At 38.9% G+C, this 23,790-nt stretch carries 26 protein-coding genes and 1 pseudogene; 15 read left to right on the top strand and 12 right to left on the bottom strand.

All coding sequences use genetic code 11. From position 1 onward, the window contains the following. Window positions 1-56: 56 nt before the first annotated feature. From I6F45_RS19800 to I6F45_RS19785, 4 genes are all read left to right on the top strand, one after another. On the top strand, window positions 57-935 hold the full coding sequence (locus tag I6F45_RS19800) for a sensor domain-containing diguanylate cyclase (RefSeq protein WP_165729425.1): 879 nt from the start codon (window positions 57-59) through the stop codon (window positions 933-935). Window positions 936-1,379: 444 nt separating this feature from the next. Next, window positions 1,380-2,396 carry a Kelch repeat-containing protein gene (locus I6F45_RS19795; RefSeq protein ID WP_197161795.1) on the top strand — a complete coding sequence of 339 codons (1,017 nt, stop codon included), beginning with the start codon at window positions 1,380-1,382 and terminating at the stop codon, window positions 2,394-2,396. Then, window positions 2,393-3,109, top strand: a complete 717-nt coding sequence (locus I6F45_RS19790) for an SIR2 family NAD-dependent protein deacylase (protein ID WP_007586245.1) — start codon at window positions 2,393-2,395, stop codon at window positions 3,107-3,109. The genes I6F45_RS19795 and I6F45_RS19790 overlap by 4 nt, the downstream gene beginning before the upstream one ends. A 121-nt stretch (window positions 3,110-3,230) precedes the next feature. Further along, on the top strand, window positions 3,231-4,028 hold the full coding sequence (locus I6F45_RS19785) for a response regulator (protein ID WP_197161793.1): 798 nt from the start codon (window positions 3,231-3,233) through the stop codon (window positions 4,026-4,028). 64 nt (window positions 4,029-4,092) lie between these two features. On the opposite strand, the gene I6F45_RS19780 is transcribed toward I6F45_RS19785, so the two are convergent. Further along, window positions 4,093-5,406 carry a M20/M25/M40 family metallo-hydrolase gene (locus I6F45_RS19780; RefSeq protein ID WP_197161791.1) on the bottom strand — a complete coding sequence of 438 codons (1,314 nt, stop codon included), beginning with the start codon at window positions 5,404-5,406 and terminating at the stop codon, window positions 4,093-4,095. Between the two features lie 403 nt (window positions 5,407-5,809). On the opposite strand from I6F45_RS19780, the gene I6F45_RS19775 reads away from it, so the two are divergent. Both I6F45_RS19775 and I6F45_RS19770 read left to right on the top strand, forming a co-directional pair. Continuing rightward, window positions 5,810-6,655, top strand: a complete 846-nt coding sequence (locus I6F45_RS19775; RefSeq protein ID WP_197120061.1) for a hypothetical protein — start codon at window positions 5,810-5,812, stop codon at window positions 6,653-6,655. Window positions 6,656-6,748: 93 nt separating this feature from the next. Continuing rightward, a complete protein-coding gene (locus I6F45_RS19770) occupies window positions 6,749-6,985 on the top strand; it encodes a hypothetical protein (protein ID WP_197120062.1) in 237 nt (78 codons plus the stop codon). A 155-nt stretch (window positions 6,986-7,140) separates the two neighbouring features. Here I6F45_RS19770 and I6F45_RS19765 read toward each other — a convergent pair. Next, window positions 7,141-7,278, bottom strand: a pseudogene (locus I6F45_RS19765) (short-chain dehydrogenase); the annotation flags it as partial. Between the two features lie 133 nt (window positions 7,279-7,411). Between I6F45_RS19765 and I6F45_RS19760 the strand changes: the two are divergent. Then, window positions 7,412-7,750: a carbon starvation protein CstA gene (locus I6F45_RS19760; protein ID WP_166377497.1), complete on the top strand. Its 339-nt coding sequence runs from the start codon at window positions 7,412-7,414 to the stop codon at window positions 7,748-7,750. A 131-nt stretch (window positions 7,751-7,881) separates the two neighbouring features. Here I6F45_RS19760 and I6F45_RS19755 read toward each other — a convergent pair whose 3' ends face one another. Then, the gene (locus I6F45_RS19755; protein ID WP_165741038.1) at window positions 7,882-8,562 is read right to left on the bottom strand and encodes an SDR family oxidoreductase; all 681 of its coding nucleotides are present in this window, start codon (window positions 8,560-8,562) and stop codon (window positions 7,882-7,884) included. Window positions 8,563-8,838: 276 nt separating this feature from the next. Between I6F45_RS19755 and I6F45_RS19750 the strand changes: the two genes are divergently transcribed. Continuing rightward, a complete protein-coding gene (locus I6F45_RS19750) occupies window positions 8,839-9,693 on the top strand; it encodes a mechanosensitive ion channel family protein (protein ID WP_197161789.1) in 855 nt (284 codons plus the stop codon). A 75-nt stretch (window positions 9,694-9,768) separates the two neighbouring features. On the opposite strand, the gene astB is transcribed toward I6F45_RS19750, so the two are convergent. From astB to I6F45_RS19735, 3 genes are all read right to left on the bottom strand, one after another. Further along, a complete protein-coding gene (astB, locus tag I6F45_RS19745; protein ID WP_197120064.1) occupies window positions 9,769-11,115 on the bottom strand; it encodes an N-succinylarginine dihydrolase in 1,347 nt (448 codons plus the stop codon). Window positions 11,116-11,751: 636 nt separating this feature from the next. Beyond that, window positions 11,752-12,867 carry an L-dopachrome tautomerase-related protein gene (locus tag I6F45_RS19740; RefSeq protein WP_197161787.1) on the bottom strand — a complete coding sequence of 372 codons (1,116 nt, stop codon included), beginning with the start codon at window positions 12,865-12,867 and terminating at the stop codon, window positions 11,752-11,754. Between the two features lie 45 nt (window positions 12,868-12,912). After that, window positions 12,913-13,347, bottom strand: a complete 435-nt coding sequence (locus I6F45_RS19735) for a MarR family winged helix-turn-helix transcriptional regulator (RefSeq protein WP_165741420.1) — start codon at window positions 13,345-13,347, stop codon at window positions 12,913-12,915. 129 nt (window positions 13,348-13,476) lie between these two features. Between I6F45_RS19735 and I6F45_RS19730 the strand changes: the two genes are divergently transcribed. The 5 genes from I6F45_RS19730 to I6F45_RS19710 all read left to right on the top strand — a co-directional run bounded on the left by I6F45_RS19730 (window position 13,477) and on the right by I6F45_RS19710 (window position 18,949). After that, complete coding sequence (locus I6F45_RS19730; protein ID WP_165729437.1) at window positions 13,477-13,905, top strand: organic hydroperoxide resistance protein; 429 nt, start codon at window positions 13,477-13,479, stop codon at window positions 13,903-13,905. Window positions 13,906-14,071: 166 nt separating this feature from the next. Beyond that, entirely contained in the window at window positions 14,072-14,425 is a 354-nt protein-coding gene (locus tag I6F45_RS19725; RefSeq protein ID WP_165729438.1) for a metalloregulator ArsR/SmtB family transcription factor, read from the top strand. A 43-nt stretch (window positions 14,426-14,468) separates the two neighbouring features. Continuing rightward, complete coding sequence (locus I6F45_RS19720; RefSeq protein ID WP_165740966.1) at window positions 14,469-15,479, top strand: ArsJ-associated glyceraldehyde-3-phosphate dehydrogenase; 1,011 nt, start codon at window positions 14,469-14,471, stop codon at window positions 15,477-15,479. 24 nt (window positions 15,480-15,503) lie between these two features. Then, window positions 15,504-16,721, top strand: a complete 1,218-nt coding sequence (arsJ, locus tag I6F45_RS19715) for an organoarsenical effux MFS transporter ArsJ (RefSeq protein WP_165740965.1) — start codon at window positions 15,504-15,506, stop codon at window positions 16,719-16,721. A 107-nt stretch (window positions 16,722-16,828) separates the two neighbouring features. After that, window positions 16,829-18,949 carry a methyl-accepting chemotaxis protein gene (locus I6F45_RS19710; protein WP_165740964.1) on the top strand — a complete coding sequence of 707 codons (2,121 nt, stop codon included), beginning with the start codon at window positions 16,829-16,831 and terminating at the stop codon, window positions 18,947-18,949. 103 nt (window positions 18,950-19,052) lie between these two features. Here the strand turns inward: I6F45_RS19710 and I6F45_RS19705 are convergent, their stop codons facing one another. After that, window positions 19,053-19,640: a TetR/AcrR family transcriptional regulator gene (locus I6F45_RS19705; RefSeq protein WP_010553549.1), complete on the bottom strand. Its 588-nt coding sequence runs from the start codon at window positions 19,638-19,640 to the stop codon at window positions 19,053-19,055. A 112-nt stretch (window positions 19,641-19,752) separates the two neighbouring features. Here I6F45_RS19705 and I6F45_RS19700 point away from each other — a divergent pair, with 112 nt between their 5' ends. Further along, window positions 19,753-20,295: a carboxymuconolactone decarboxylase family protein gene (locus I6F45_RS19700; protein WP_007586212.1), complete on the top strand. Its 543-nt coding sequence runs from the start codon at window positions 19,753-19,755 to the stop codon at window positions 20,293-20,295. A gap of 62 nt (window positions 20,296-20,357) precedes the next feature. Here the strand turns inward: I6F45_RS19700 and I6F45_RS19695 are convergent, their stop codons facing one another. Further along, window positions 20,358-20,888: a hypothetical protein gene (locus tag I6F45_RS19695; RefSeq protein WP_165729440.1), complete on the bottom strand. Its 531-nt coding sequence runs from the start codon at window positions 20,886-20,888 to the stop codon at window positions 20,358-20,360. 52 nt (window positions 20,889-20,940) lie between these two features. Between I6F45_RS19695 and I6F45_RS19690 the strand changes: the two genes are divergently transcribed. Beyond that, complete coding sequence (locus tag I6F45_RS19690) at window positions 20,941-21,333, top strand: DUF1294 domain-containing protein (protein ID WP_165729441.1); 393 nt, start codon at window positions 20,941-20,943, stop codon at window positions 21,331-21,333. Window positions 21,334-21,388: 55 nt separating this feature from the next. Here the strand turns inward: I6F45_RS19690 and I6F45_RS19685 are convergent, their stop codons facing one another. The 4 genes from I6F45_RS19685 to I6F45_RS19670 form a co-directional block, all read right to left on the bottom strand. Further along, window positions 21,389-21,733 carry a PEGA domain-containing protein gene (locus tag I6F45_RS19685; protein ID WP_007586203.1) on the bottom strand — a complete coding sequence of 115 codons (345 nt, stop codon included), beginning with the start codon at window positions 21,731-21,733 and terminating at the stop codon, window positions 21,389-21,391. A gap of 219 nt (window positions 21,734-21,952) precedes the next feature. Beyond that, window positions 21,953-22,285 carry a DUF600 domain-containing protein gene (locus I6F45_RS19680; RefSeq protein WP_197161785.1) on the bottom strand — a complete coding sequence of 111 codons (333 nt, stop codon included), beginning with the start codon at window positions 22,283-22,285 and terminating at the stop codon, window positions 21,953-21,955. Window positions 22,286-22,323: 38 nt separating this feature from the next. Beyond that, complete coding sequence (locus I6F45_RS19675) at window positions 22,324-22,776, bottom strand: SMI1/KNR4 family protein (protein ID WP_197120069.1); 453 nt, start codon at window positions 22,774-22,776, stop codon at window positions 22,324-22,326. Window positions 22,777-22,786: 10 nt separating this feature from the next. Beyond that, a partial coding sequence (locus I6F45_RS19670; RefSeq protein WP_197161783.1) for an HNH/ENDO VII family nuclease occupies window positions 22,787-23,790 on the bottom strand: 1,004 nt, incomplete at its 5' end.

Here is a 23,790-nt window from a genome sequence, read left to right as displayed (position 1 = left end):
TTAAAGGTATATAGAATACTTAAATTCGCTTGGTTTTGCTTTGAAGGCACCAAAGTATGGAAAAAAATGAATTAATTAATGTAGAAGAAGTACTCGATTTAATGCTTGATGCGGTATGCGTGGTAGATAAACAAGGCACATTTGTTTTTGTAAGCGCAGCATTTGAGCAAATTTTTGGTTATACGGCCGACGAAGTTGTAGGCAAAAAAATGATTAACTATGTTTACGAAGGTGATCATTATAAAACGCATAATGCCGTAACTTCGCTGTTGTCTGGCGAAATGGTGAACCCTCGCTTTGAAAACCGTTGGATGAGAAAAGATGGTCAAGTAGTTCATATATTATGGTCTGTTCGTTGGTCAGAGCAACATCAAGTAAGAATCGCTGTCGCGCACGATATAACTGAACGTAAAGTAATGGAAGATCAACTCCATTATATGGCACGGCACGATGTGTTAACTGGCCTACCAAATCGTTCTTTATTGATGAATCGATTAGAAAAAGTAATTATTAGTGCAACCAGAGACAACACGTTTTTTTCTTTACTGTTTATAGACATAAATGGCTTTAAAGCAGTAAACGATACTCACGGACATGAAATTGGCGATAAGCTTTTATGCGCTATAGCAAAAAGGCTTTCAGCGTCAGTAAGGCATTACGACACAGTAGGGCGTTTAGGCGGAGACGAATTTTTAATTATTTTAGATAACTTAAGTTCTAGCCACGAAACCGTCAGAATAAAAAATAAAGTCCTCACTGAGTTTAAAGCCGTCTTTAAGTTAGATGACGTACTACTAAATATTTCACCCAGTATAGGAATTGCAAACTACCCCGAGCACGGCCAAACAGATCACGAACTCATAAAGTATGCTGATCAAGCTATGTACAAAAATAAACAACGAGGCTTAGATAACGTAACCTATTTACCTCAATAACTAAGCTGAACTATCACCTTAGGTTAAACAATAGTCACAGCGTCCTTAACTACAATGCCTTACTTGCCGACATATTTTTTAATATCGGTTTGCCAGTGCTGCGCTAAAAAATCTATAAATGCTCTTACAACAGTTTGTTGGTAGTTCCTTGATAAATAGGCTGCCCACAAATCATGTCCAGATGATAATGAAGGCGATTATCGTATCGGCAGTAATACATTTTTTACTAATGATGCAGGCGAAAGCAAGGTATCGGTCACTGATTATGCAACTGCAATGGTTGATGAAGCGCAAAATGCAGCGCACGTAAATCAGCATATTGGTATTGCCTACTAATATGGTTACTAATCAAAAGCGTTTGATTATTTAGATATAACAATACTGGCTCACAAGGTTAAAATAATTTAATCTGAGCGTATTAATTCTTATTAAATTATTTGCCTTATGAGCCTTCTTTTTTCTCTTGCGTTAGCAAGCCTTCCCGCTTTACCAGAGCCAGTTGCTAATAATGCTGTGGCTAAAGTTACAGTACAAAACCAAACCTATTTTTTAAGTTTTATGGGGCTGGGGGGCGATAAACAATACTCGTCCGTACATAACAAAGTGTGGGCGCTTAAAGTTGGCGATTCACAGTGGCAATCTAAAACTGGTGTGCCTTCAAGCTTGCCATTAAAAGGGCGCTTAGCAAGCACCGCAGTCGGCTTAGGCGAGTACGCTTATGTGTTTGGCGGTTATACGGTAGCAGAGGATCATACTGAAGTTTCAAGCCCCGACGTATATAGGTACGACGTAATAAAAGATACCTACACTCACCTTGCTAGCATGCCAGTACCCGTAGACGATAGCGTCGCGCTGAGCTACAAAGCGCGTTACATTTATCTAATTAGCGGTTGGCATAACGACGGCAACGTAAACTTAGTGCAAGTATACGACACGCAAAATAATACATGGCAACAAGCCTCGCCATTTTTAGGTGAGCCTGTATTTGGCCAAGCCGCTGCTATTAGTGCTAACACCATTGTTATTTGTGATGGCGTTAAAACACAAGCTAATCCTGATTCGCGTCGCTCGTTTGCAGGTGTAGCACAGTGCTTAAAAGGCACAATAGATTCAACTAACCCACAAAAAATAGATTGGCGTACCTTGCCACATCCAACGGGCACTGCTCACTACCGAATGGCAGCCACCAGCTATAATGGCAATATTTATATGATGGCAGGCTCTAATAACCCATACAACTACAGCGCAATAGGCTACGACGGCAAACCTGCACCTGCAAGTGACCATGTTTGGCGCTTTAGGATCGAAAAAAACGAATGGCAGATTTTATCCCCAGTTGAAATAAAGAGCATGGATCATCGTGGTTTACTTGAGCACAGTGGGGTTTTATATCGAATTGGCGGCATTGATAACAGTCAGCAAGTAAGCGCTAACGTACTCGGTTACGAGGCGCCAAAGTGAATACCCTTTACATTACCGGAGCGGGAGTCAGCGCTGCCAGTGGTATTCCCACCTTTAGAGGGGAGGATGGTTATTGGACCATTGGCAGTAAAAATTATACGCCTATGGAAATGGCAACGCGCGCAATGTACCAAAATGCCCCTAAAGAATTTTTAGCATGGTATTACCATCGCTTTGCAACGTATCGCAACCATGGCCCAAACGACGTACACCATTGGCTAAGTGATAAAAACCTAATTACTCAAAACATAGATGGGCTTGATGGCAAAGCGGGTAATAAAAATTACATAGCTATACACGGCAGGCTTGATCAAATGACCTTATTTCATGAGCAAGGTGAGCCAGTCACGCCACTTGCCACCCCGTGGGAAAGCGTAGACGAAAGCCGCCTGCAAGAGTCTCTTTTTGAGCTATTTAATATTCAACACCAAACGCCTGAGCTAAACCATTCATTTAAGCCCTTTGTTTTATTATTTGACGAATACTACACCGAGCTTTACAGAATAACACAAGCACAACAGCGTATGCTCAACGCCGATAAAATTGTATTTATGGGCACCTCGTTTAGCGTTAATATTACGCAAATGGCAATTGAAATAGCCCGAAATTACGACATTCCTGTTGAAGTGGTTGACCCTGAACCTGCACATATTTTGCACGCTAACGTCACATATAAAAAAATGAATGCATTAGATTACATTCAATCTAATTAATAAGTGCTATATTTTAAAGGGGGTGATAATGTTTTCTTAAATATTACAATCTCTTTATATAATATTAACGAGGCAAAAATGTTATTATTATCCTGATTATAACAATACTAAAGAGATCTGAATGAGCGACTTAACTGCAATAGCAAACTTGTCCATTTTACTTGTAGAGCCTTCAGAGGTTCAGCAAAAAATAATAATAAAATCGCTTTTAGAAAGTGGTGTAAAACAAGTTGAAACTGCATCTACACAAACACAAGCGCTTAGCTTATTAGCAAGTTATCACCCTGATCTAGTTATAAGCTCTATGTATTTATCTGACGGGACAGCAGATTCACTATTGCAAGAAATAAGATCAAACCCTATCACCGAGCATCAACCTTTTATGCTTATATCGAGCGAGCGTAATAAAAAATACCTTGAGCAATTACGCCAATCGGGTGTGCTGGCTATTTTGCCTAAGCCTTTTAGCGCAAAAGCCATTACCCGCGCACTCAAAGCAACCCTCGATATTATAAGCGAAGAAGAAGTAGAACTTGATCATTTTGACGTAACGTTGCTGCGAGTTTTAGTGGTAGACGACAGCCGCTTTGCGCGTAAACACATAATACGCGTACTTGCGGGTATGGGAATACCTGCACCAATAGAAGCTGAAAACGGTAAAGAAGCTATTGAGCACTTAAACAACCAATCGTTTGACTTAATAGTAACCGACTACAACATGCCAGAAATGGACGGACGGGAACTAACAGAAGCCGTTAGAAGCTCAAATAGCTACTCACATATTCCTATTTTAATGGTGAGCTCAGAGGCAAACGACACCCACCTAGCTAATATTGCTCAAGCGGGAGTTGATGCTATTTGTGATAAACCATTTGAACCGGCCACAGTGCGAGAATTACTGTATAAAATAATGTCTTAAAAGTAAGTACAAGCGTAGGACGGTTATTATTTGGCCTACGCTCATCTTTAAAATACATTTACTATTACAGTTTTCCTAATCTATAAATGAGTAATGCAGTTTTTTTAATGTTTTTATCAAGGCTGGTTAAATCGGCTGTTTCGTTTTTAGTATGCGCGCCGCTGCCCATCAAACCTAAACCATCAAGTGCCATATCAACATGATTTGCCGCAAACGAAATATCAGCTGCACCTGCGTTGCGAGGGTTGGCGGCTGCTACTTTGTTGAAGCCTAAATCGTGGCTTGCGTCGCTGTATAATTCTAATAGCTTTTTATTGCCATCAGTTAATGCCATTGGCGGGTAACCGTCTTCAAAAATAAGCTCTGCTTTACTGCCATTTAAACTGTTGCTAGCAATGAGTTGCATTGATCTTTTTGCGTTTTCGAATTGCTTTGGCGATAGTGCGCGTAAATCACCTGCTACATGCACGGTTTGTGCTATTACATTACTTTTACCAAACGCCGTTGCTGACGAATTAGCACTGTCGTAGTCGGCATTTGTACCACCTACAATAAGCCCTGGGTTAAATGTTAAATTAGGTTGCGTGGCAAGTTGCTCTCTAAAATCATTTAAAATGCGTGATGCTTCGTAAATAGCGCCATAACCAACGCTTTCGCTAAATATTTGTGACGAATGCGCTGCATTTGCCGTTACATTTAGCGTCCAGCCTGTATAACCACGGCGCGCCGCCATAGCAGTTTTTATATTGTTATCGCCATTTTCATAGCCAAGCGCTACGTCAGCCCAAATTGCTGCATCAACAATAGCTTGTTTAGATAAGCTAAGCGGGCGACCGCTGCTTTCTTCATCGCCAGTCAATAATACTTTTATGCTTACATTTTCGAGTAAATTAAGGGCTTGTAAGCTTTTAAGTGCGGTAATTATTATCGTGTTACCGCCTTTCATGTCGGCAACGCCTGGGCCACTGGCTGTATTGGCATCAAGCTTTTTATAAGTGGTAAAGTCATCGTTTTTGGCAAATACCGTATCTAGATGGCCGATCATCAGTATTTTTATTGCATCGGGATCATTACTCTCATGGGTTGCTAATACATGCCCTGCACGGTTAAACGCACTGCCATCAAGCCATTCTACTTTAAAACCTATGGCTTTAAGTTGCTCGCTTGTCAGCGCACCTACTTTTTTTACACCTTCAATATTAAGCGAACCGCTATTAATATTTACAGCTTGCTCTATTTCTTTAAGTGCTTGGGGAATGTTTTTATCGACCTGTTTTATTATTTCACGCTCGTTTTTATCAAGCGCCGCATGGCTTGTAAGCGGTAAGGTACTAGCAAGTGTGAGGATAAGTGCATGGCTAAATTTTAAAAATGACATAACAGCATAATAAGTGAGAAATAAGAGTATTTAATATGAAGTAAAAATACACAGGATTCAATAGGAGTAGATTGTGATTTTTAACTAATTTTATAAGTAATAACGAGTTACAAGTTTAATAATTATGGGGTGTACGCGTTATTGGTTTAAACACAGATATTTAAAATATAACCTTTTAACTAATAATCAAGCTGTATAACTAAACAACGATTTGTCTGATATTACTGATCTCCACCAATTTGGTGGTTTTGCTGTATTTAGAAAAGATAAGGCTAAGCTAACTATCTGTTTACAGTTGTTTATTTTATAGCTAGGATAAAATCATTGTAATACAGGTACACTTATCGGTTTGTAAAACGACAAATGTTGTAGGCTAAATTGTCAAATTCCAGAGGAGGGTATAGTGAGTAATCAACCAGAACATAAGGATTTTTTGACTTGGTGGAAAGAGGACTTTGGCCCAGGATTGATTGCTACTCGTAAAGCTCTGGAGCCACACATTAAGCAATGGCAGCAAATTGCGGTGGCTGTGAACAAAGCGTTATCTAAGTTTATCGAAGAGCATAGAGAAAGTATTGAGTTATGGATTCAATTCGCTGAGGTTTATCCTCAACTTGAGCCTTACATAAATAACATCACTTATGGGTTAAATGATCCTGACTTTGAAATTGCGAATGACGTTGTTGAATTAGCACATATTTTTGAAACTATAGATCTTCAACAAGACCCCAGTGCAATTTCTCTTCTTGATGTAATATCTGGCGAAGCTTTTCAATCCTCACTTATTAATTTTTATTCCAATTTGACACTAGATGAAAATCGATTGCCTTTAATAAAAGAAGCTTTGGAATTACATAACAGTGGTCACTATGCTGGTAGTATTTGCTTGCTCTATGGACAGATTGAAGGTGTTCTCACGGAATCATTTGAGAAAGCTAATTACATCATTATAAATCAAAGGAAAACAAACCCAGTCAAAGAAGACGGTTCTGTTAACAATAAATCTAATTTAACGGGTTTAGTGCCTAAGCTTGAACACGCAATAACTCGACAAGATCAACTGCAATCATACTATTCAAAAATTAAGACATACGAGCTTGTTGCAGGCGACTCGGAAGAAACTATTCCTAAAACGAGAAATAAAATTCTTCACGGTAGTGAAGTTAGCTTTAATACAGAGAAACGCAGCGCTCAACTGATTTTGTGGCTTTACTCCACAATATTGCAAGTCCGAGTGCTAGGAATTTAACAAGCTCAGTCACAGCGATGGCTTTTCCGTTGAGGCTTCGTCTTCATTACAAAGCCACGCGTGCCTCGGGCGTTATATGTACATGGAGATAGTATGAATTCTAAAATTGAATTATGGGATCACAGTAGTAACTACATATTTGGTGAATTGAAGCCTAATAATAAAATCGAATTGTGGGATCATAGAAATAATTATATTTATGGTGAATTAAAAGGCACTAAGTTTGAATTATGGGATCACGAGAACAACTACATATACGGTGATTTAAAAGGGAAAAAAATAGAACTTTGGGATCATGGAAATAACTACATTTATGGTGAATTAAAGTAATTTTTTAAGTTCTCAGTACGTGTACAAAAACTTTAGACGACCAATGCTCTTATTTCATTTTTTCAGTGTGCATTAAAAATGTATTCGATATTAACAACCATCAGGTTTAACGCTATAGGCATTAAACCTGATGGCCCTAACTTAACGAGCCAACGTTAATTAGTCGGCATTAAATAGATTTCGCGTACGCTGTTGCGCTGGTTTGCTTCTATGGCAAATAATACGGCGTCTGCTACATCTTGTGGGTCGAGTTTATCGGGTTTAGCTTCATCAAAAAACGGAGTGTTTACTATGTGAATTACAGTGACACCCAACCTAAATTTTGTAATGCTTTAAAAACGCTTAGAGTTAATTACAGGATCTTGTTTTTAATTGAATTTGGCTGTTGGCGTTATTTTACAGTCTCGTTAGTTGCCAAGGATAATTATGCGAACACTTCAGCTTTTAGGTTTTATACTTGCGATTGCCGGGTTTATTTTAGGCTACGTGATGCTAGCCCCAATTGATGGTGAAGCATCCGACGCTTCAGCAGGAGGTACAGGCATAGGCATTATGTTTATGGTGTTACCTATACTTGGTTGGTCTGCGTTAATATTAGTGCCCTCTTCAGTAGCATTGTTCAACCATGAAGTAAGAGAACGCACTTATTTCAGAGGCAATTTTTGGCTAAACCTTTGGAAAGTAAACCTAATTATTTCTTTTGGATATATTGCCGTTGTCTTATATTTTGCTTACATATGGTTTAAGGGCAGCATTGGCAATTAATAAGACTTTAAATGCGTAATACCTTTAATTCATTCTTACCTACTAACACCTAACCCAAACTAAGTACTAAGAACCATCAGGTTTAACACCATTAGCATTAAACCTGACAGCCCGAACTCAACCAATCAACGTTAATTAGTCGGCATTAAATAAATCTCGCGTACGCTGTTGCGCTGGTTTGCTTCAATAGCAAACAGTACGGCGTCGGCTACATCTTGTGGGTCGAGTTTGTCGGGTTTAGCGTCATCAAAAAACGGGGTGTTTACCATCCCTGGTGCTATGGTTGTGCAGCGGCCGTTCCATTCGCTCATTTCCTCAGCTAAGTTTTGTCCAAAGCCATAAGCAAACCATTTAGTTGCACCGTAAATAGAGCCGCCAATTGGCTTACGGCCAGCGGCAGAGCTGGTTAATATAAAGTGACCTTTGTTTTGGCGTAAATGCGGCAGTGTTAATTTTGCAGTCCACAGTAGGGCTTTAATGTTTATGTCGATCATAGTTGACCACTCATCGGGATCACCTTTTTCGGTGCCAGCGGTTGAAACACCCATGCCTGCATTAGCAAAGGCAACATCTAATCGGCCAAACTTCTCAATACCTTTGGCAACTACGTTTTCAAGCGCGGTAAAGTCGGTTGCATCCGCAGCTACGCCCAGTGCATTATTTGAGCCTAATGACTCTACTAACTCAGTTAACTTATCTTCGCGTCTAGCGGTAAGTATTACTTTATGACCATTATTAACAAGGGTTTTTGCGGTTGCTTCGCCAATACCACTTGAAGCGCCGGTTATGAGTACTATTTTCTCTTTTGCCATGAATAACCTCTTTAATAAACGTAAAAAAACTTAAACCGACCATACCAATAAACGATTAACCTACATTGAATAGTCGCTATAAATTCGCCGTAAATAGGCGGGCTTTGCGTCTCAAAAATCATGGTTTTAATGTTGTTTTTAAAATTGAAATAAGTGATTAAAAAAGATAGGTTAAAATTTTTTATTCTATATACTCGCGCCACTTCTTTTGAAGTCGGTTTTTATTAAATTTAACCATTATTTTGCTGAGTTTCAGCCACATTTATCGGAACAAACATGAAAGATAAACTTTTAGCGTTTTGGCAAAGCCATTCAGAAGCAATCATCACTTTAGGTTACAAAGTGGTTTTAGCATTGGCGATTTTAGTTGCGAGCGCGCTTATTGCACGTTCGGTTAAAAAAGCGATTAAAAACTCTAAATCGCCATTAAAAAGAGTGGATAGTACGCTGCTTCCTCTTTTATCGAGTATTGCTGGTTATTTAGTTTATATAATTGGCGGGCTATTTATTTTAGATATTTTTGGCGTTAATACGGCAAGCTTAATTGCGCTAATGGGCGCTGCTGGTTTAGCGATTGGTTTAGCTCTTAAAAATACGCTGAGCAATATTGCCGCTGGAATTATGCTATTAATACTCAGACCTTTTAAAATAGGCGACTTTGTTGATGCCAGTGGCACGCTTGGCACGGTGAGTGAAATACATTTATTTACTACTATTTTTAAAACCACCGACGGTCTTTATATTGCATCCCCTAACAGTAAAGTGTGGGGTGGCAATATTAAAAACTTTACCCGTAATGGCAAAAGACGAATGGACATAGTGGTGGGTATTTCGTATGCCGACTCGATTGACGTTGGTTTAAATGTGCTTAAAGAATTAGCCGCATCAGAGAGCCGATTACTCGCAGAGCCTGCACCTAAAGTAATGGTGACATCAATAGGTGAAAGCGCGGTAAACATTCAATTACGCGCATGGACTGTAAATGGTGATTATTGGCAAACCGTGTGGGATCTAAATAAACGCGTTAAAGAAGCTATTGAAGGTGCTGGGCTGAGTATTCCGTTTCCGCAGCGTACGCTGCATATATCTGAGTCGATGGCATCGACAATAACTGTTAAAAAAGATGCTTAAATACGTATTAGCATAAAAATAAACATAAATAAAAATAGCGAGCCTTGGCTCGCTATTTTTGTATTGACTGAGGTATTAACGCTCTAATTGAAAGTCGTACACTGAGCCTAAATTAAGTAGTTGTGTAAGCTCATCAAGTGCTTGGTAGCTTTCAGTTAATAGGGCTGAGTCTGCAAAGTCACTTGCGCCTAATTTGTCGCGGTAGTTACGTTTTGCCCAGTCACACAGTTGTGTGTATTTAGTATCAGTTAAAATAACCTCTGGGTTTACTGCAGCAAGTTCTTGCTCATTAAGAGCTACACGTAAACGCAAGCAAGCTGGGCCGCCGCCATTTTGCATACTTTGGCGTAAATCAAAAAACTGCACTTGGTTTACTGGGTTATCCGCCATGATCATTTCTTCAATGTAGGCGTTAACCGCGCTGTTGCGTTTACACTCTTGTGGTGCCACTAACAGCATTGAACCATCTTCAAGGCTCACTAGCTGGCTGTTAAATAAATAGCTACTTACAGCGTCGGTAATGCTTACTTTATCGGTAGGTACTTCAATAATATAAAATTCTTTATTGCCCACATACGCTTCGCGAATATCTTGCAGTGCCAAAGCTTGGTTTAAAAATGCTTGCTGGTGGCACAGTAATACGTTGGCGTTACCTACTGCAATTACATCGTTATGAAACACGCCTTGGTCTATTACGTCTGGATTTTGCTGTAGTAAAATTTGGCTTGAATCTTTTAAGTTATGTAAGCGACAAATTGCTTCTGAGGCTTCAAGTGTTTGCCTTGCAGGAAACTTAGCGGGTTTTGGTAATTGGCTGTTAAACGCGCTGGCACCAAATACAAACATTTCAAGACCTTGCTCGCCGTGGCTGTCACAAAAACGAGTATGGTTTGCTGCACCTTCGTCGCCAAAAAAGCCTTGGTCAGGCAAATGGGTATGGTGTGCAAAGTACTTATCGTTATTAAACATGGCTTTTAATAAGCGCGTAGTGGTTGCAGGCTCTAATGAACGATGAAACTTATTATTTAAATTAGCTGAAGTAAAATGTACTTTGCCGTCGGTTGTATCAGGAGATGGCGATACCGTAGCGGCATTGGCTGTCCACATTGCAGACGCTGAGTAACACGCACGTAATAAAATAGGATCGGCTTTAAACGCTTTATGAATAACTTGCGCATCGTTACCGGTAAAGCCTAAGCGGCGTAGTACGTTTAAGTCGGGGCGCGCATGAGGGGCAAATACACCTTGAGTTAGGCCTTTGTCGTGCATGGCTTTCATTTTTTCAAGGCCTTGAAGCACAGCCTCTTGAGGATTTGAAAAGCTTGCTGCGTTATTTAACGAGGCAACATTACCATACGATAAACCAGCGTAGTTGTGAGTAGGGCCAACTAAGCCATCAAAATTAACTTCCAAAGCGTGCATACACGTTCCAACTAAAAATTTTCAATAGGGTGCAACAATACAACGCAATAGGGCTGCTTGCAAAGTTATAAACGCAGTGTTTTTACTAATTTTTCGATGTTTTTATATGTGTGATTTTTTGCAGGGAGCTTCGTTTTTATATCAGGTGGCTAATAAGTAATTAAATAAGGTTTATTCATAAATTTCATAGTGTGCAAAAGCTTAGCCTAAAGTAGGTTTATACATTTAAGCTTTATGCCAAGCCTTTACACAATACGATGCTACTTAACATAGGCGCGTTCTTTATCAGCAGTAGTGCGGGTATTTGTTGGATCATTAACTTGCCAAACGCTAATGTCTAAACGCCATAAAAGGTAAAGAGTATGGTATAAATTGAACATGGTTTTTCCTTGGTATTTTCACTGAACACATCAGTTTATAGGAAGAAGTATGCCAACATTAACTTGAATATTTTATGAATAGAAATCAGGTGTTTAGTATTTAAGTGTAAATATGTACTAAAGAATTAGCACCAAAGAGGTGAAGTATTTTTAAAATATGCACCAGTGTGGTGTGTTTTTAACAAAAAGCCCTGCAACTATTGGGTCACTTAAATGTGCAAGGCTTTTTAAAAAATACAGTCACTTAAAAAGTAAATTAGCGGCCTACTTTTCCTTTTACTAAAGGCTCGAACGACATTACTTTAAACTTACCGTGGCTTTGATTTTTGCCATTATTAAGTACAGGCGAATTATGTAAATCATCAACGGTAAAGTATATTTTATCATCAGCTCCGTAGCTAAAACCATCTGGCCAGCTAAGACGATCGTCTTTAAATAATACTTCGTAGTCGCCAGTAGGTTTAATTACGCCAATTGCACCGTTGGTTATGTCGGTTACGTATACGTTACCGCCGCCATCAACAATAATACCGTCTGAAATTGGCTTAGTGCCGTAACGCGTAACTTTATCCTCAAGTGCTTTAGCCGAAAGGCTCTCGTTATTTATATCGCTGGTGGCAATACGGTAAACCGACGTGCCCGACATAGATCCAAAGTAAAGCCAGTCTTCGTTAGGGTCAAGCGTAATTGGGTTAACACCTAAGCGCGCAGGTTGCCCGCCAAGGCTCATTGTGCGCCCATCAATAACCATATCGATATTTTCGGCTGTGGTGTAATGGCTATTTTGTAGCACTCTGCGTGCTACACCTGTTTTAAGGTTTACCGTAATAATAGCGGCTTGGCTGCCTTGGGCTGTGTCGGCAATGTATACAACGCCATGCTTATTATCGATGACTAAATCGTTTAAAAATGAGGTGTCGGTAATGGTAGGTTTAGCCAGATAAATAATTTTATGCAGTTGCTCTTTATTTGTATCCCAACCCACTAAGCGCCCAGCGCGATCTGGCCCTGAAGTGTCGAGCATCCATAAAACGCCATCGCTTGATACGTTTATGCCAAGCACATCGTAAAAACCTTTACCGTTATTGTAAGCGTATGCCCATTCTTCATTAGGGTAGGGCTTAGTTGTACCATCGCTTAAAAGCTCCATAATTTTTTGCTTTTGGCCAAAAAAACCGTGCACAGATAAAAACTTTCTGCCCGATGGGGTAATAGCAATGTTACCCGGTGGGTGCTGCGCATCAAAAGTGGCTACTGTTTTTAAATCAGCATTTTGGCCAGCAGTATTAGCAGTATTGGCAGATACGGCGTTGCTACTTAAAAGTGCCGTGCTACACGCCGCAGCTAATAGTAATTTTTTAATATGAGTCATTTTTAAAACCTTTTAAAACACGTTTATTGTTTAAAAATTAAGAGCCTAATCGGCTAAGTCGTTTACTACTAAATCGAGCAGCTGCATCAACTGCTTCGCTTGTGTTGCATCTACACTATCAAATTTACATAAAATATTTTTAGGAATATCGGCTGCTTTTAACTTAAGTGATTGGCCATGCTGGGTTAGCTTCACTAGGCGTTTGCGTTTGTCGTGCTCATCTTTAATAACAGCCAGTAATGATTTTTCGCTCATTTTTTTGAGTATTTGGGTCATTGCACCGCCGTCGATCGCGGTTTTATCTATTAGCCCTGCAATTGTTATTTCGTCTTGCTCCCACAGCGCCATCATTACTACGTATTGCGGGTAAGTTAAATTTAGCTCGTTTAAAGGCTCGCGATACGCACGCGCAATGCTGTTAGATGCCATATATAACCGGTGGCATAACTGATTTTTTAACTTTAATTGCTCAAACGGCATAACGTTATCCTTTATTTCAATACATGCTATTTTAATTTGCATGCAAAGTATTTGCAATCTCTAATTACTTGCTCTATTATTTTGCACACAAACTAAATTGATTGATATTTTAAAACTTTGGAGTTCATTATGAATGTATTACAAAACGTAGCTTACACAGCAAAAGCAACTGCAACTGGCGGCCGTGAAGGCGTAGCTAAATCTGATGATGGTCGTTTAGATGTAAATTTATCAACACCTAAAGGTTTAGGCGGAGACGACGGACAAGGCACTAACCCAGAGCAATTATTTGCCGCAGGTTATGCAGCATGTTTTATTGGCGCACTTAAATTTGTAGCAGGTAGCGAAAAAATAGATTTACCAAGCGACACACATATTAATTCACAAGTGTCTATTGGTGCTATTGAAGGCGGTTTTGGTATTGCAGTAAAATTGGCTGTATCACTAGGTGATATGGATAAAGCAGCTGCGCAAGAGCTTGTAGATAAAGCGCATCAAGTATGCCCTTATTCAAACGCAACACGTGGCAATATTGAAATAGAGCTTTCTGTTATTTAATAACTAAATAAAGAAAAGTTATAAAAGCACACAACGACAACTAGTCGTTGTGTGCTTTTTTGCGTTTTAAAGCAAAATAATTTAAATATACAAATAATCGTATATTCACTATTTCATATGTTTAGTTTTTGTTTTATTGTATATGCACTAACACTGCGAGGACACTATGGAACAATTCAACCCACTTCAATTTTATAAATGCTTAGCGGACGATACGCGTTTAAAAGCAATGCTATTAATTAGCGACCAAGAAGAGCTGTGCGTGTGCGAACTTGTTGCTGCACTTGAATTAAGCCAGCCTAAAGTGTCGCGCCATTTAGCACAATTAAGACAATGCGGATTACTGAGCGACCGTAAGCAAAATCAATGGGTTTATTACAGTATTAATAAAGCCCTGCCTGAATGGGCTAAAAATGTATTAACGCAAACCCTGACTGCTAACCCTTCATTTTATGAAAACGATTTAACGCGGTTAAATACTATGGGTAATCGCCCTGAAAGAGCAGCTAGCTGTTGTTAACTAACTAATTAGTAAATAAATTAACTCATTAAGGTATTTTATTATGACGATTAAAGTAGGTATTAACGGTTTTGGCCGTATGGGACGTTTAACACTGCGTGCAGCAGTTGATTGGCCAGAAATAGAGTTTATTAAAGTAAATGATGTAGCGGGCGATGCTAAAACACACGCACATTTAATTGAGTTTGACTCAGTACACGGACGCTTAGCGCAGCAGGTTACTAGTGATGATAATAGCTTTAGTGTGGGTAAGCACACGATTGCAGTTACCAACAACAAAACCATAAATGAAACTGATTGGTCAGATTGCGATGTAGTAATAGAAGCCAGCGGTAAAATGAAAACCACTGAGCTGCTAAATCAATATTTAGCGCAAGGTGTTAAGCGCGTTGTAGTAACGGCTCCTGTGAAAGAAGACGGGATTTTAAATATAGTAATGGGTGTAAACGATAACCTTTATAACCCAAGTGAGCATAAAATTGTTACAGCCGCCTCGTGTACAACTAACTGCTTAGCGCCCATTGTAAAAGTGCTGCAAGAAAAAGTAGGCATTAAGCACGGCTCAATGACCACTATTCACGACATTACTAATACCCAAACGATTATAGATGCACCCCACAAAGACCTACGCCGTGCACGTTCGTGCGGGACTAGTTTAATACCAACCACAACAGGTAGTGCAACGGCTATTACGCATATTTTTCCTGAGCTTAAGGGTAAATTAAACGGCCATGCTGTGCGTGTACCTCTTACTAACGCATCCATTACTGATTGTGTTTTTGAGCTTGAACGAGGTGTTACACAAGATGAAGTAAACACTTGGTTTAAAAACGCTGCAAATAACGAGCTACAAGGTATTTTAGGCTACGAAGAAAGACCGCTTGTATCAATAGATTACAAAACAGATCCACGTAGCTGCACCATAGACGCGCTTTCAACTATGGTAATTAACAATACTCAGCTTAAATTATACGCTTGGTATGATAACGAGTGGGGTTATGCAAACCGTACGGCTGAGCTAATGCTTAAAGTTGCACAAAGTGATGTGGTTTAATCTTGTTTAAAAAGGTTTAACGCTATGTTTGCTCAGTTAGCTAGTTTACCAAGTTCTATAAAACAATATTTAATAATTACCGGTAATTACTGGGCATTTACCCTTACTGATGGCGCACTAAGGATGCTGGTGGTGCTGTATTTTCATCAGTTGGGTTATGGTGCATTTGCAATAGCCATGTTGTTTTTGTTTTATGAAATTTTTGGCGTAATCACCAATTTAGTAGGTGGATGGCTAGGAGCACATTTAGGGTTAAACAAAACCATGAATGTAGGGCTTGGGCTACAGCTTGTAGCTTTGGCCATGCTTTGCGTTCCTGGAGATTGGCTAACCGTTGCCTATGTTATGGCAGCGCAAGCACTGAGTGGCATAGCTAAAGACTTAAATAAAATGAGCGCAAAGAGCGCCATTAAGTATTTAGTACCACAAGACGATGCAGGGCAAAGCCAATTATATAAATGGATTGCCATACTTACGGGCTCTAAAAATGCGTTAAAAGGAGTGGGCTTTTTTTTAGGCGGCTTATTACTTACCGTATTTGGTTTTGTGGGGGCATTAATAAGCCTAATTGCTTTACTTAGTGTTGCGTGGGTTATTAGTTTAATTTTTTTAAAAGGCGATATTGGTAAAGCTAAAAACAAACCTAAGTTTAAAGAATTATTTTCTAAATCGCGGGCAATCAACTTACTTAGTGCAGCGCGTTTATGCTTGTTTGCGGCGCGCGATGTATGGTTTGTGGTTGCATTGCCGGTTTACTTAGCCGCTCAGTTTAACTGGGATCACTGGTGGGTAAGCGGCTTTATGGCTTTGTGGGTAATTGCTTATGGATTGGTGCAGTCGCAAGCACCGCGTATAACAGGGCAAAGTGATTCAAACTCACATTCAGTCAAAAAAGCGTATTGGTGGGTTGCTCTATTAAGTGGCGTAACTGGCATTTTAGCGTTGTTGATGCAATTTGATGTAGCGGTACATTTTACGCTTGTAATCGGCTTACTTATTTTTGGTGGTGTATTTGCTGTAAATTCATCGCTGCATAGTTACTTAATAGTAAGTTTTGCTAAAAACGATGGGGTGTCGCTCGACGTTGGCTTTTATTATATGGCCAATGCGATAGGGCGTTTGCTTGGTACGGTGCTTTCTGGCTGGGTTTTTCAAGTATATGGGCTTAGTGCGTGTTTATGGGTAAGTGTATGTTTATTAATTGCAGCCTCAATTACAACGGCACGTTTGGCTAAACTTTAAAAAACTCAACGTATTGTATTAAATTCAATTTGTTTAACGATATTCATAGCTTCGTTGGTTAGATCTACTAAACTGTATCAGTAGTTTTAATTTAAAGGGTGTGATGAATGCGAGAAATATCGTTAGCAAAAAAGTTACTCTGGCTAAGTGTCGGTAGTATATTTATAACTGTACTAGTGCTATCAGGCATTTTGTGGTGGCAGTTATCATCAAGTAATAAGCAGTTAGCGACCAAATCCGAAGAGTACATTATTGTAGAAGTAGAAGAAAAGCTTAATGCTCATGCGGCTGGATACGGAGAAAAAATTGCTGGCTTTATTAATGAAGCTTACCGTGTTCCTTATTCATTAGCGGCATTACTTGGCAATGCAGCAAAACAAAACACTTTAGACCGAGATACAGTTGTCAGTATAAATAAAGCGGTTTTAGAACAAAACACTCTCTTATCATCTATTTATTCTCAATTTGAACCAAACGCTTTTGATGGGCAAGATTCTCAATATCAACAAGGGTATAAGCATTCAGTAGATAGTGCTGGTACGTTAGAGGTATACATAACTCGCGATCAAAAAGGCATAATTGAACAACAAAAAGTAGCGAATGCCGCCGATAAATACATAACAACGCTTAATGAGTTTGGTATTCGCGAAGCGCAGTGGTATTTGTGCGCAAAAGACACACTTAAGCCTTGTATTATGGAACCGTATTTATACGAAATCCCATCGGGCGATTCGGTAATGCTAACTTCGTTAACCGTGCCTATTTTAAAGTCAGGCCAGTTTATTGGTTTAGCAGGCGTTGATTTAACTCTACCAACCTTTCAAGTAATGACTGAGCAGCTTTCTAAGCAGCTTTACAATGGTCAAGCTAAAGTAACCTTATTAAGTGATTTAGGTTTAGTTGTAGGCAGCAGTCATTATAAATCTAAATTAGGGCGCCCAATTAAAGAGGCTGTTAGTTCTACTATATTTAATGATATTGAAAAGTCTAAAGGGCAAAGCGGTATTTTTAAAACAAATAGTGAATATTTAGTAAATTATCCAATTGATATAAAACTAGCAAACACTCAGTGGTCATTAATCATAGAAGTACCTACAGACCTAGCACTTGCAGGGCCTGAAGCGCTAGAAAAAAACATGCAAGAAACAGCAGCATCACTCGGGTTTATTATTTTAATTACAGGCTTAATAATTGCTGTGGTTGCTTTTGTTATTATGAAATTAGTAATTGCAGGTGTAATAGCGCCGCTACAACAAATTCAACAGCGGGTTGATAACCTCGCAAGTTCTGAGGGTGATTTAACGCATACATTGCATGTTGATAGCCACGCAGAACTTATTGCATTAGCTGGTGGGTTTAATCGATTTTTAGCAAAACTACGTGATTTAATTTCTGAACTAAAAGCGGTGTCTGAGCAAACTAAACAGCAAGGCGAAATAGCACAACACATCGCTATTGATACTAAGCATAATGTTCAATCTCAATTTCAAGAAATTGAAAGTGTGGTAACGGCTATGAACGAAATGAGCGCAACAGCACTCGAAGTAGCCAGAGCATCAGAGCAATCAGCCCAACAAGCCGATGAAATAAATAGCTTGGTAGTAAGCAGTGAGTCGAGCTTATCGTCAGCGATGACACAAGTTAAAACGATGTCTGAAGAAATTAAAGAAGCTAACCAAGCAGTTGAAAAAGTCGCTTCGCGTAGTAAAGACATTACGCAAATATTAGATGTAATTCGTACTATTTCAGAACAAACAAACTTACTTGCACTTAACGCAGCCATTGAAGCTGCGCGCGCTGGTGAGCACGGGCGAGGCTTTGCCGTTGTTGCTGATGAAGTACGTGCACTTGCTTCTAAAACGCGTTCATCAACAGATGACATAAGCCAGTTAATTGATAGTTTATTATCTGAAGTAGGTAACGCATCTACCGTTATTGAAAAAGGCGTAGTACGTGCACAAAATGCCGTTGATGAAACATCAGTAGCTTTTGATGCTCTGCACAGTGTTGTCGTTAAAGTTGATGAAATAACCAATCAAATTACACATATTGCCACCGCTGCCGAAGAGCAAAGCTTAGTGACTGAAGAAATAAACCGTAATTTAACGCTTATATCTGATGCCGCATCGCAACTTGCTGACTTATCTACACAAGCAGGGGATAGCAGCGAAGCGCTTAATGCACTTGTTGCCCAGCAAGATAATGAGCTAAATAAGCTTAAAACGTAACTTATAAATTAAGTTTTAAGCACAAAAAAATGGCCAGTAAATACTGGCCATTTTTATTTAGTAAAATAAGTATGACTTATTGAGAATGCGCGATAACTGCTATTTATAACTTTTTAATCAACATAAACATTTGGTTGATCATTGGCTCAGCAAATTGCTCTACATTAGGACGATTAAAATAACCGCGTAAACCTGTAAATTGCACCTGAAAAAAGCGCGCATATTCAACAGCGGTCAACGTATTACTTAACTCACCTTTGTTTATTGCTTGTGTAAACAACTGCGTTAAATAAGCTTCAAATTGAGCTGTTAAATCTAAGCTTAACTCGTATAGGTTTGAGTCTTTTTCTGCAAACTCGCTGTTTGCTTTAACCAGCATACAAATAGCGCTTGGGCTGCAATCTTTTGTTTTAATTACCACGTTTTCAACAAACGCACGTAATCCACCAAGTACTGTATCGGCACTTGATAAAAACCCCTCTATTTGGGTTTTCATTTGTACTGTGTAATCTTTCAGCGATTCGCAGTATAGCCCTTCTTTAGAGCCAAACGCAGAGTAAATACTACCCGGGCGCATATTAACGGCTTCTTGTAAGTCACGCGTTGAGGTTGCATGAAAACCTTTTTGCCAAAATAGCTGGCTTGCAACGCGAACTACATTATCGCGTTCAAATTTAACCTTATTAGCCATATCATTCTCAATCAATTTGAACATTTGCTCAATTTTAACTTGAACAGTCGCTCAAAATCAAATACTATGTGTCTCGAAGTTACTTAAAACTATTAATTATTAGGAGCTAACCATGGCCGAATTTACTTTATACACTCAAGAAAACGCACCAGAAGAAGCAAAACCGTTACTAGCTGATTCAGTAGCAGCATTTGGTATGCTTCCTAACTTACATGCAGTAATGGCTGAAGCACCAACATTACTTAAAGGTTACCAAGTACTGCATGAGCTGTTTCAAAAAACATCATTCAATGCAGAAGAGCTAACAGTAGTATGGCAATCAATTAACGTTGAGCACGCATGTCATTACTGTGTTCCTGCTCACAGTGGTATTGCAGCGGCAATGAAAGTTGATCAAGGTGTTGTTGATGCACTTGTAAACAAAACACCACTTGAAAACCCTAAGCTAGAAACTCTTCGTGAAACTACACTCGCAATGACACGTGAACGTGGCGTGATCAGCGATGAGCAAATCGAAAAATTCTTTGCAGCAGGTTACGGTAAGCAACAACTACTTGAAATTATTGTAGGCTTGTCTCAAAAAGTAATGAGCAACTACACTAATCACCTTGCTGATACACCAGTAGACGCTGCATTTAAAAAATACGTAAAATAAATACGATTTTATAAATGACAAAAGGCAGCTTTGGCTGCCTTTTTTGTGTTTATAAATCGCGGCTATTTAAATTTAACCGTTTTTGTACTGCGTGTATAACTTCTGCTTTCGGGCTTAGTCCATTCACCCTTTTTAAGATAAGAGGTCGATACAATAAACTTATCGTCTTTTAAATCACTAGTAGATTTAACCTTAGTCACTCCCTCTTTACTGCCTGTTACTTCCTCATAGGCTACAAACTGAGTAGGGCTTAATACCGTTATTGTGCCTTTAGTGTAAAATCCTGCCGTAGTGAAATAATAAAATACGAGTGACTTCTTTTTGCTATCATAAAAAATCATCGACTCACCGCCATACTCACCCTCGTTAATCGAGTGCATGGTACGAATAGCTTTACCGTTTAAAGCGCGTTCCCAACGGCCAACATCTTGTATTTTTTTAGCGCCTTCTGGTACTTTAAAGTCTGTTTGCCACGTTCCTAAGTAAGGTTTAAACACTTCTAGCTCTTTATCAAGGTTACTGGCAGTTTCATTAGCAAAGCTACTAAATGTGCATAAACATAATGCTAAGAATAGCGATTTAAAATATGTCATAATTTGGCTCTCGTTGTTAGGCTCTTATAAGCCCAGTATAGGTGATAATTAATTGATAAAGAAAATATTAATCACATTCTCATTGCTTTATTTAGCTGCCATTTGGTTAGCTTACCCGCTGCAATACTTACCTGTTTATATACCAATATATGTACCTGGTTATATAAGTGTATTAAGTGCTATAACTTTTTTAATGTACGCGTGGGATAAGCGACAAGCTAAGCGCTCTTCACATACAAAAGTAAACCGCACGCCAGAGCGTACACTGCAGCTACTTACATTATTTGGAGGATGGCCGGGGGCATTACTTGCTCAACAATTACTTCGTCATAAATCGCAAAAGCGACGTTTTATTATTGTGTTGTGGTTATGTATTTTAGTGAATGTTGGTAGTTATTTCGCAGTAGGATATTTGTGGCTTTATGAAGGGTTTAATATGCCTTAGGCCAGTTATTAAATTAACCAGGCTAAGGCATATAAACTAAAACGTACTGAGAAGCTTACTGAGCCGATTGGCTTGCTTCCATTGTATCGAGTTCAACAGTTAGTATTGTTTTTTTATCAACTGAAACCCATTTTCTGTAAGTAAGGTATCCTGCTTTGCTTACTTCAATATCGTATTTACCTTCTTTAAGCTCAATACCCGCTTTATAAACAGGGTTGATATTCATAATACGAACGCGAGCATCAGCAGGGTTAGTAATAACAGTTAATGAAATTGGTGCAGCTACTTCGTTAATCTCTGCAATAGGTTCTAAAACTACTTGCTCAGTTTCTTGGGCTGGAGGAGGTGTAGAACAACCGCTTAATAACAGTAAACCCAAAAGTGCGCTTAATTTTTTCATAGGTACTCCGTAAAATTATTTTAAATAATAAATGTTAAATGTCACGAAATATCATGGAGGAGTATTAATAAGTTGGGGTACCTAACTCGTCTTCCTTGACTTTCGTTTGTTTAAAAAACAAATTGGCGTACAGTTTAATATGTATCCAGCTCAGGTTCAATTATTGTTATTAATTTATGAAGTATTAAATAAATTGAACGCTATGCTTGTACTGCTTATTTAAAGTAATAAAGTATCTTCATCGTTATTATCGCGCTCAAAGTTTAAGTTAAACTGGCCTTGGCGAGTTATGGTAAAAATAGCGCGTTGCCAATCTTCCACTTCATTTTTAATGGCGTGGTCAAATAACGTTTTAAACAACGCTGTTATGTTTTCAGATACAGTAATTGCATGCTGTGTTTCGTCGTCTGCTTTAATAAAGTAGGCTTTGCACTCAAGTATATTGTTGTTTTCGCAATCTAAAATAAGCTGAGCTTCATGCCATGGCGCATCTATTTGCTGATAAAGGTACTGACCTAGGTGTTGCGGGATGTTTTTAATATTAGGTTGCATTGGCTTTCCTTAGCGTATTTAATTAGCTTATATAGATTCTACGAGGTTCTAAGCTCAACATACTCACAAAAGAATGAGAGGAAGGAGTCAGCTATTACTCCGTCAACTTGTTTTTTAAATAAATTATAATTAACTAGTGGGTATTCTTTTTCTTGGGTACTAGAATCTAAGCACCAACAAATTTCATTTTCTTTATAAAAAATCACAATTAAATGTGGGGGTAATTCAAATGTTTCCCTGCAATCAAGTGTGTCACCTAATATCGTTCCTCCAAGCTTCAAAGTAGCATTATTATCTTCAATACCAGATAACTCGGCATCGATTGTTCCTCCTCCACCACATTCTTTTAAAAAATTAACTAATGAATATGGGAGTTTTATCGAAATTAGCTGTTCAAGAAGTGCAATTTCTTTCAAGTCAGCCGAACCTTGCCAAAAGGTTTCGTGTTCACTCAAATCAAGTTGTTTTATTAACTCACTATATTTATTCATACAGATTTACCTACTCAAAATCTTGTGCTCTAAGTTTCCAGTATTCTTTTTTAAATTTTTCATACTGATATTGGAGCGAAGGGTTATTCCTAAAACTTTTACCATCTTCGATTAGACCGTGTAAAGCTTTATGATGTTTTTTATGAGTCGAAGATAAAAGCTCAACCATTGGGCTTGGCTCTTGTCCCAAAATGTGATGTAAGTTTATTTGCTTACCGTCTTTGCCTATAGGGGCATTACCATTTTTCATTAAATCAAGGTTTGACCAACCACCTTCAATTTTAGCTCTAATACTTTTATGGACACTTGAATCAACATGTGTTGGTATTCCTGACATAAAGTCAAGATCGGTTTTATACATCTTGCGATTATTAACTAAATTTGAGCTATATTTTTTGTTGACTGAGTTAGATAGTTTTTTACTCTCAGCCCCCTTTAAATCATTCCCTTTCGGCGCATCTAGTTCATTCGCAACGCTCTTTTTAGGTTTACCCACAATACCGGTGCTTTTCGGTGGTTCGAATTCATCAAGGGCTTTGTTTACGCGATTGCCAATTTCACTGGCTGCGCCTTTAACGCCTTGGTCTATTTTAGGTGCTATTTCATCAAGCTGTTTAATGGTGGCTTGCATGCCGTCTATGGCAAGCTGTGGCAATAGCACATCATACTGCCAACTTGTTGATATTTCGTGAAGTGTATCGCGCAGGCCTTTTATAAAGGCTTTTACTTCGCTGGCTGCTTGTTTACCTAGGTCTTGCCAATTTATTTTACGTAAATACTGAACGGGGTCGCCTTTACCCAACTTACGAAGGACTGCAATTGCGGCTTCTATTGTGTCGCCGCTGTTTTTAATCACCACTTTACCGACGCCTTTTACCGCGGAGCCGAGCACAGGCACTAAACCTATCGCGGTGAGCGTAAAGGCAATCCAGCCATCACTGTCGTTGGCTTTATCGTCATCAGTCAGTAGCATTACATTGGCTAAAATATCCCGCACGTCCATGACTTGGTCAA

The organism is Pseudoalteromonas sp. SWYJZ19, from assembly GCF_015864375.1.
Classification (GTDB): domain Bacteria; phylum Pseudomonadota; class Gammaproteobacteria; order Enterobacterales; family Alteromonadaceae; genus Pseudoalteromonas; species Pseudoalteromonas arctica.
Note: the sequence above shows the minus strand (reverse complement) of the source record. Positions and strands in the feature narration are given on the sequence as shown.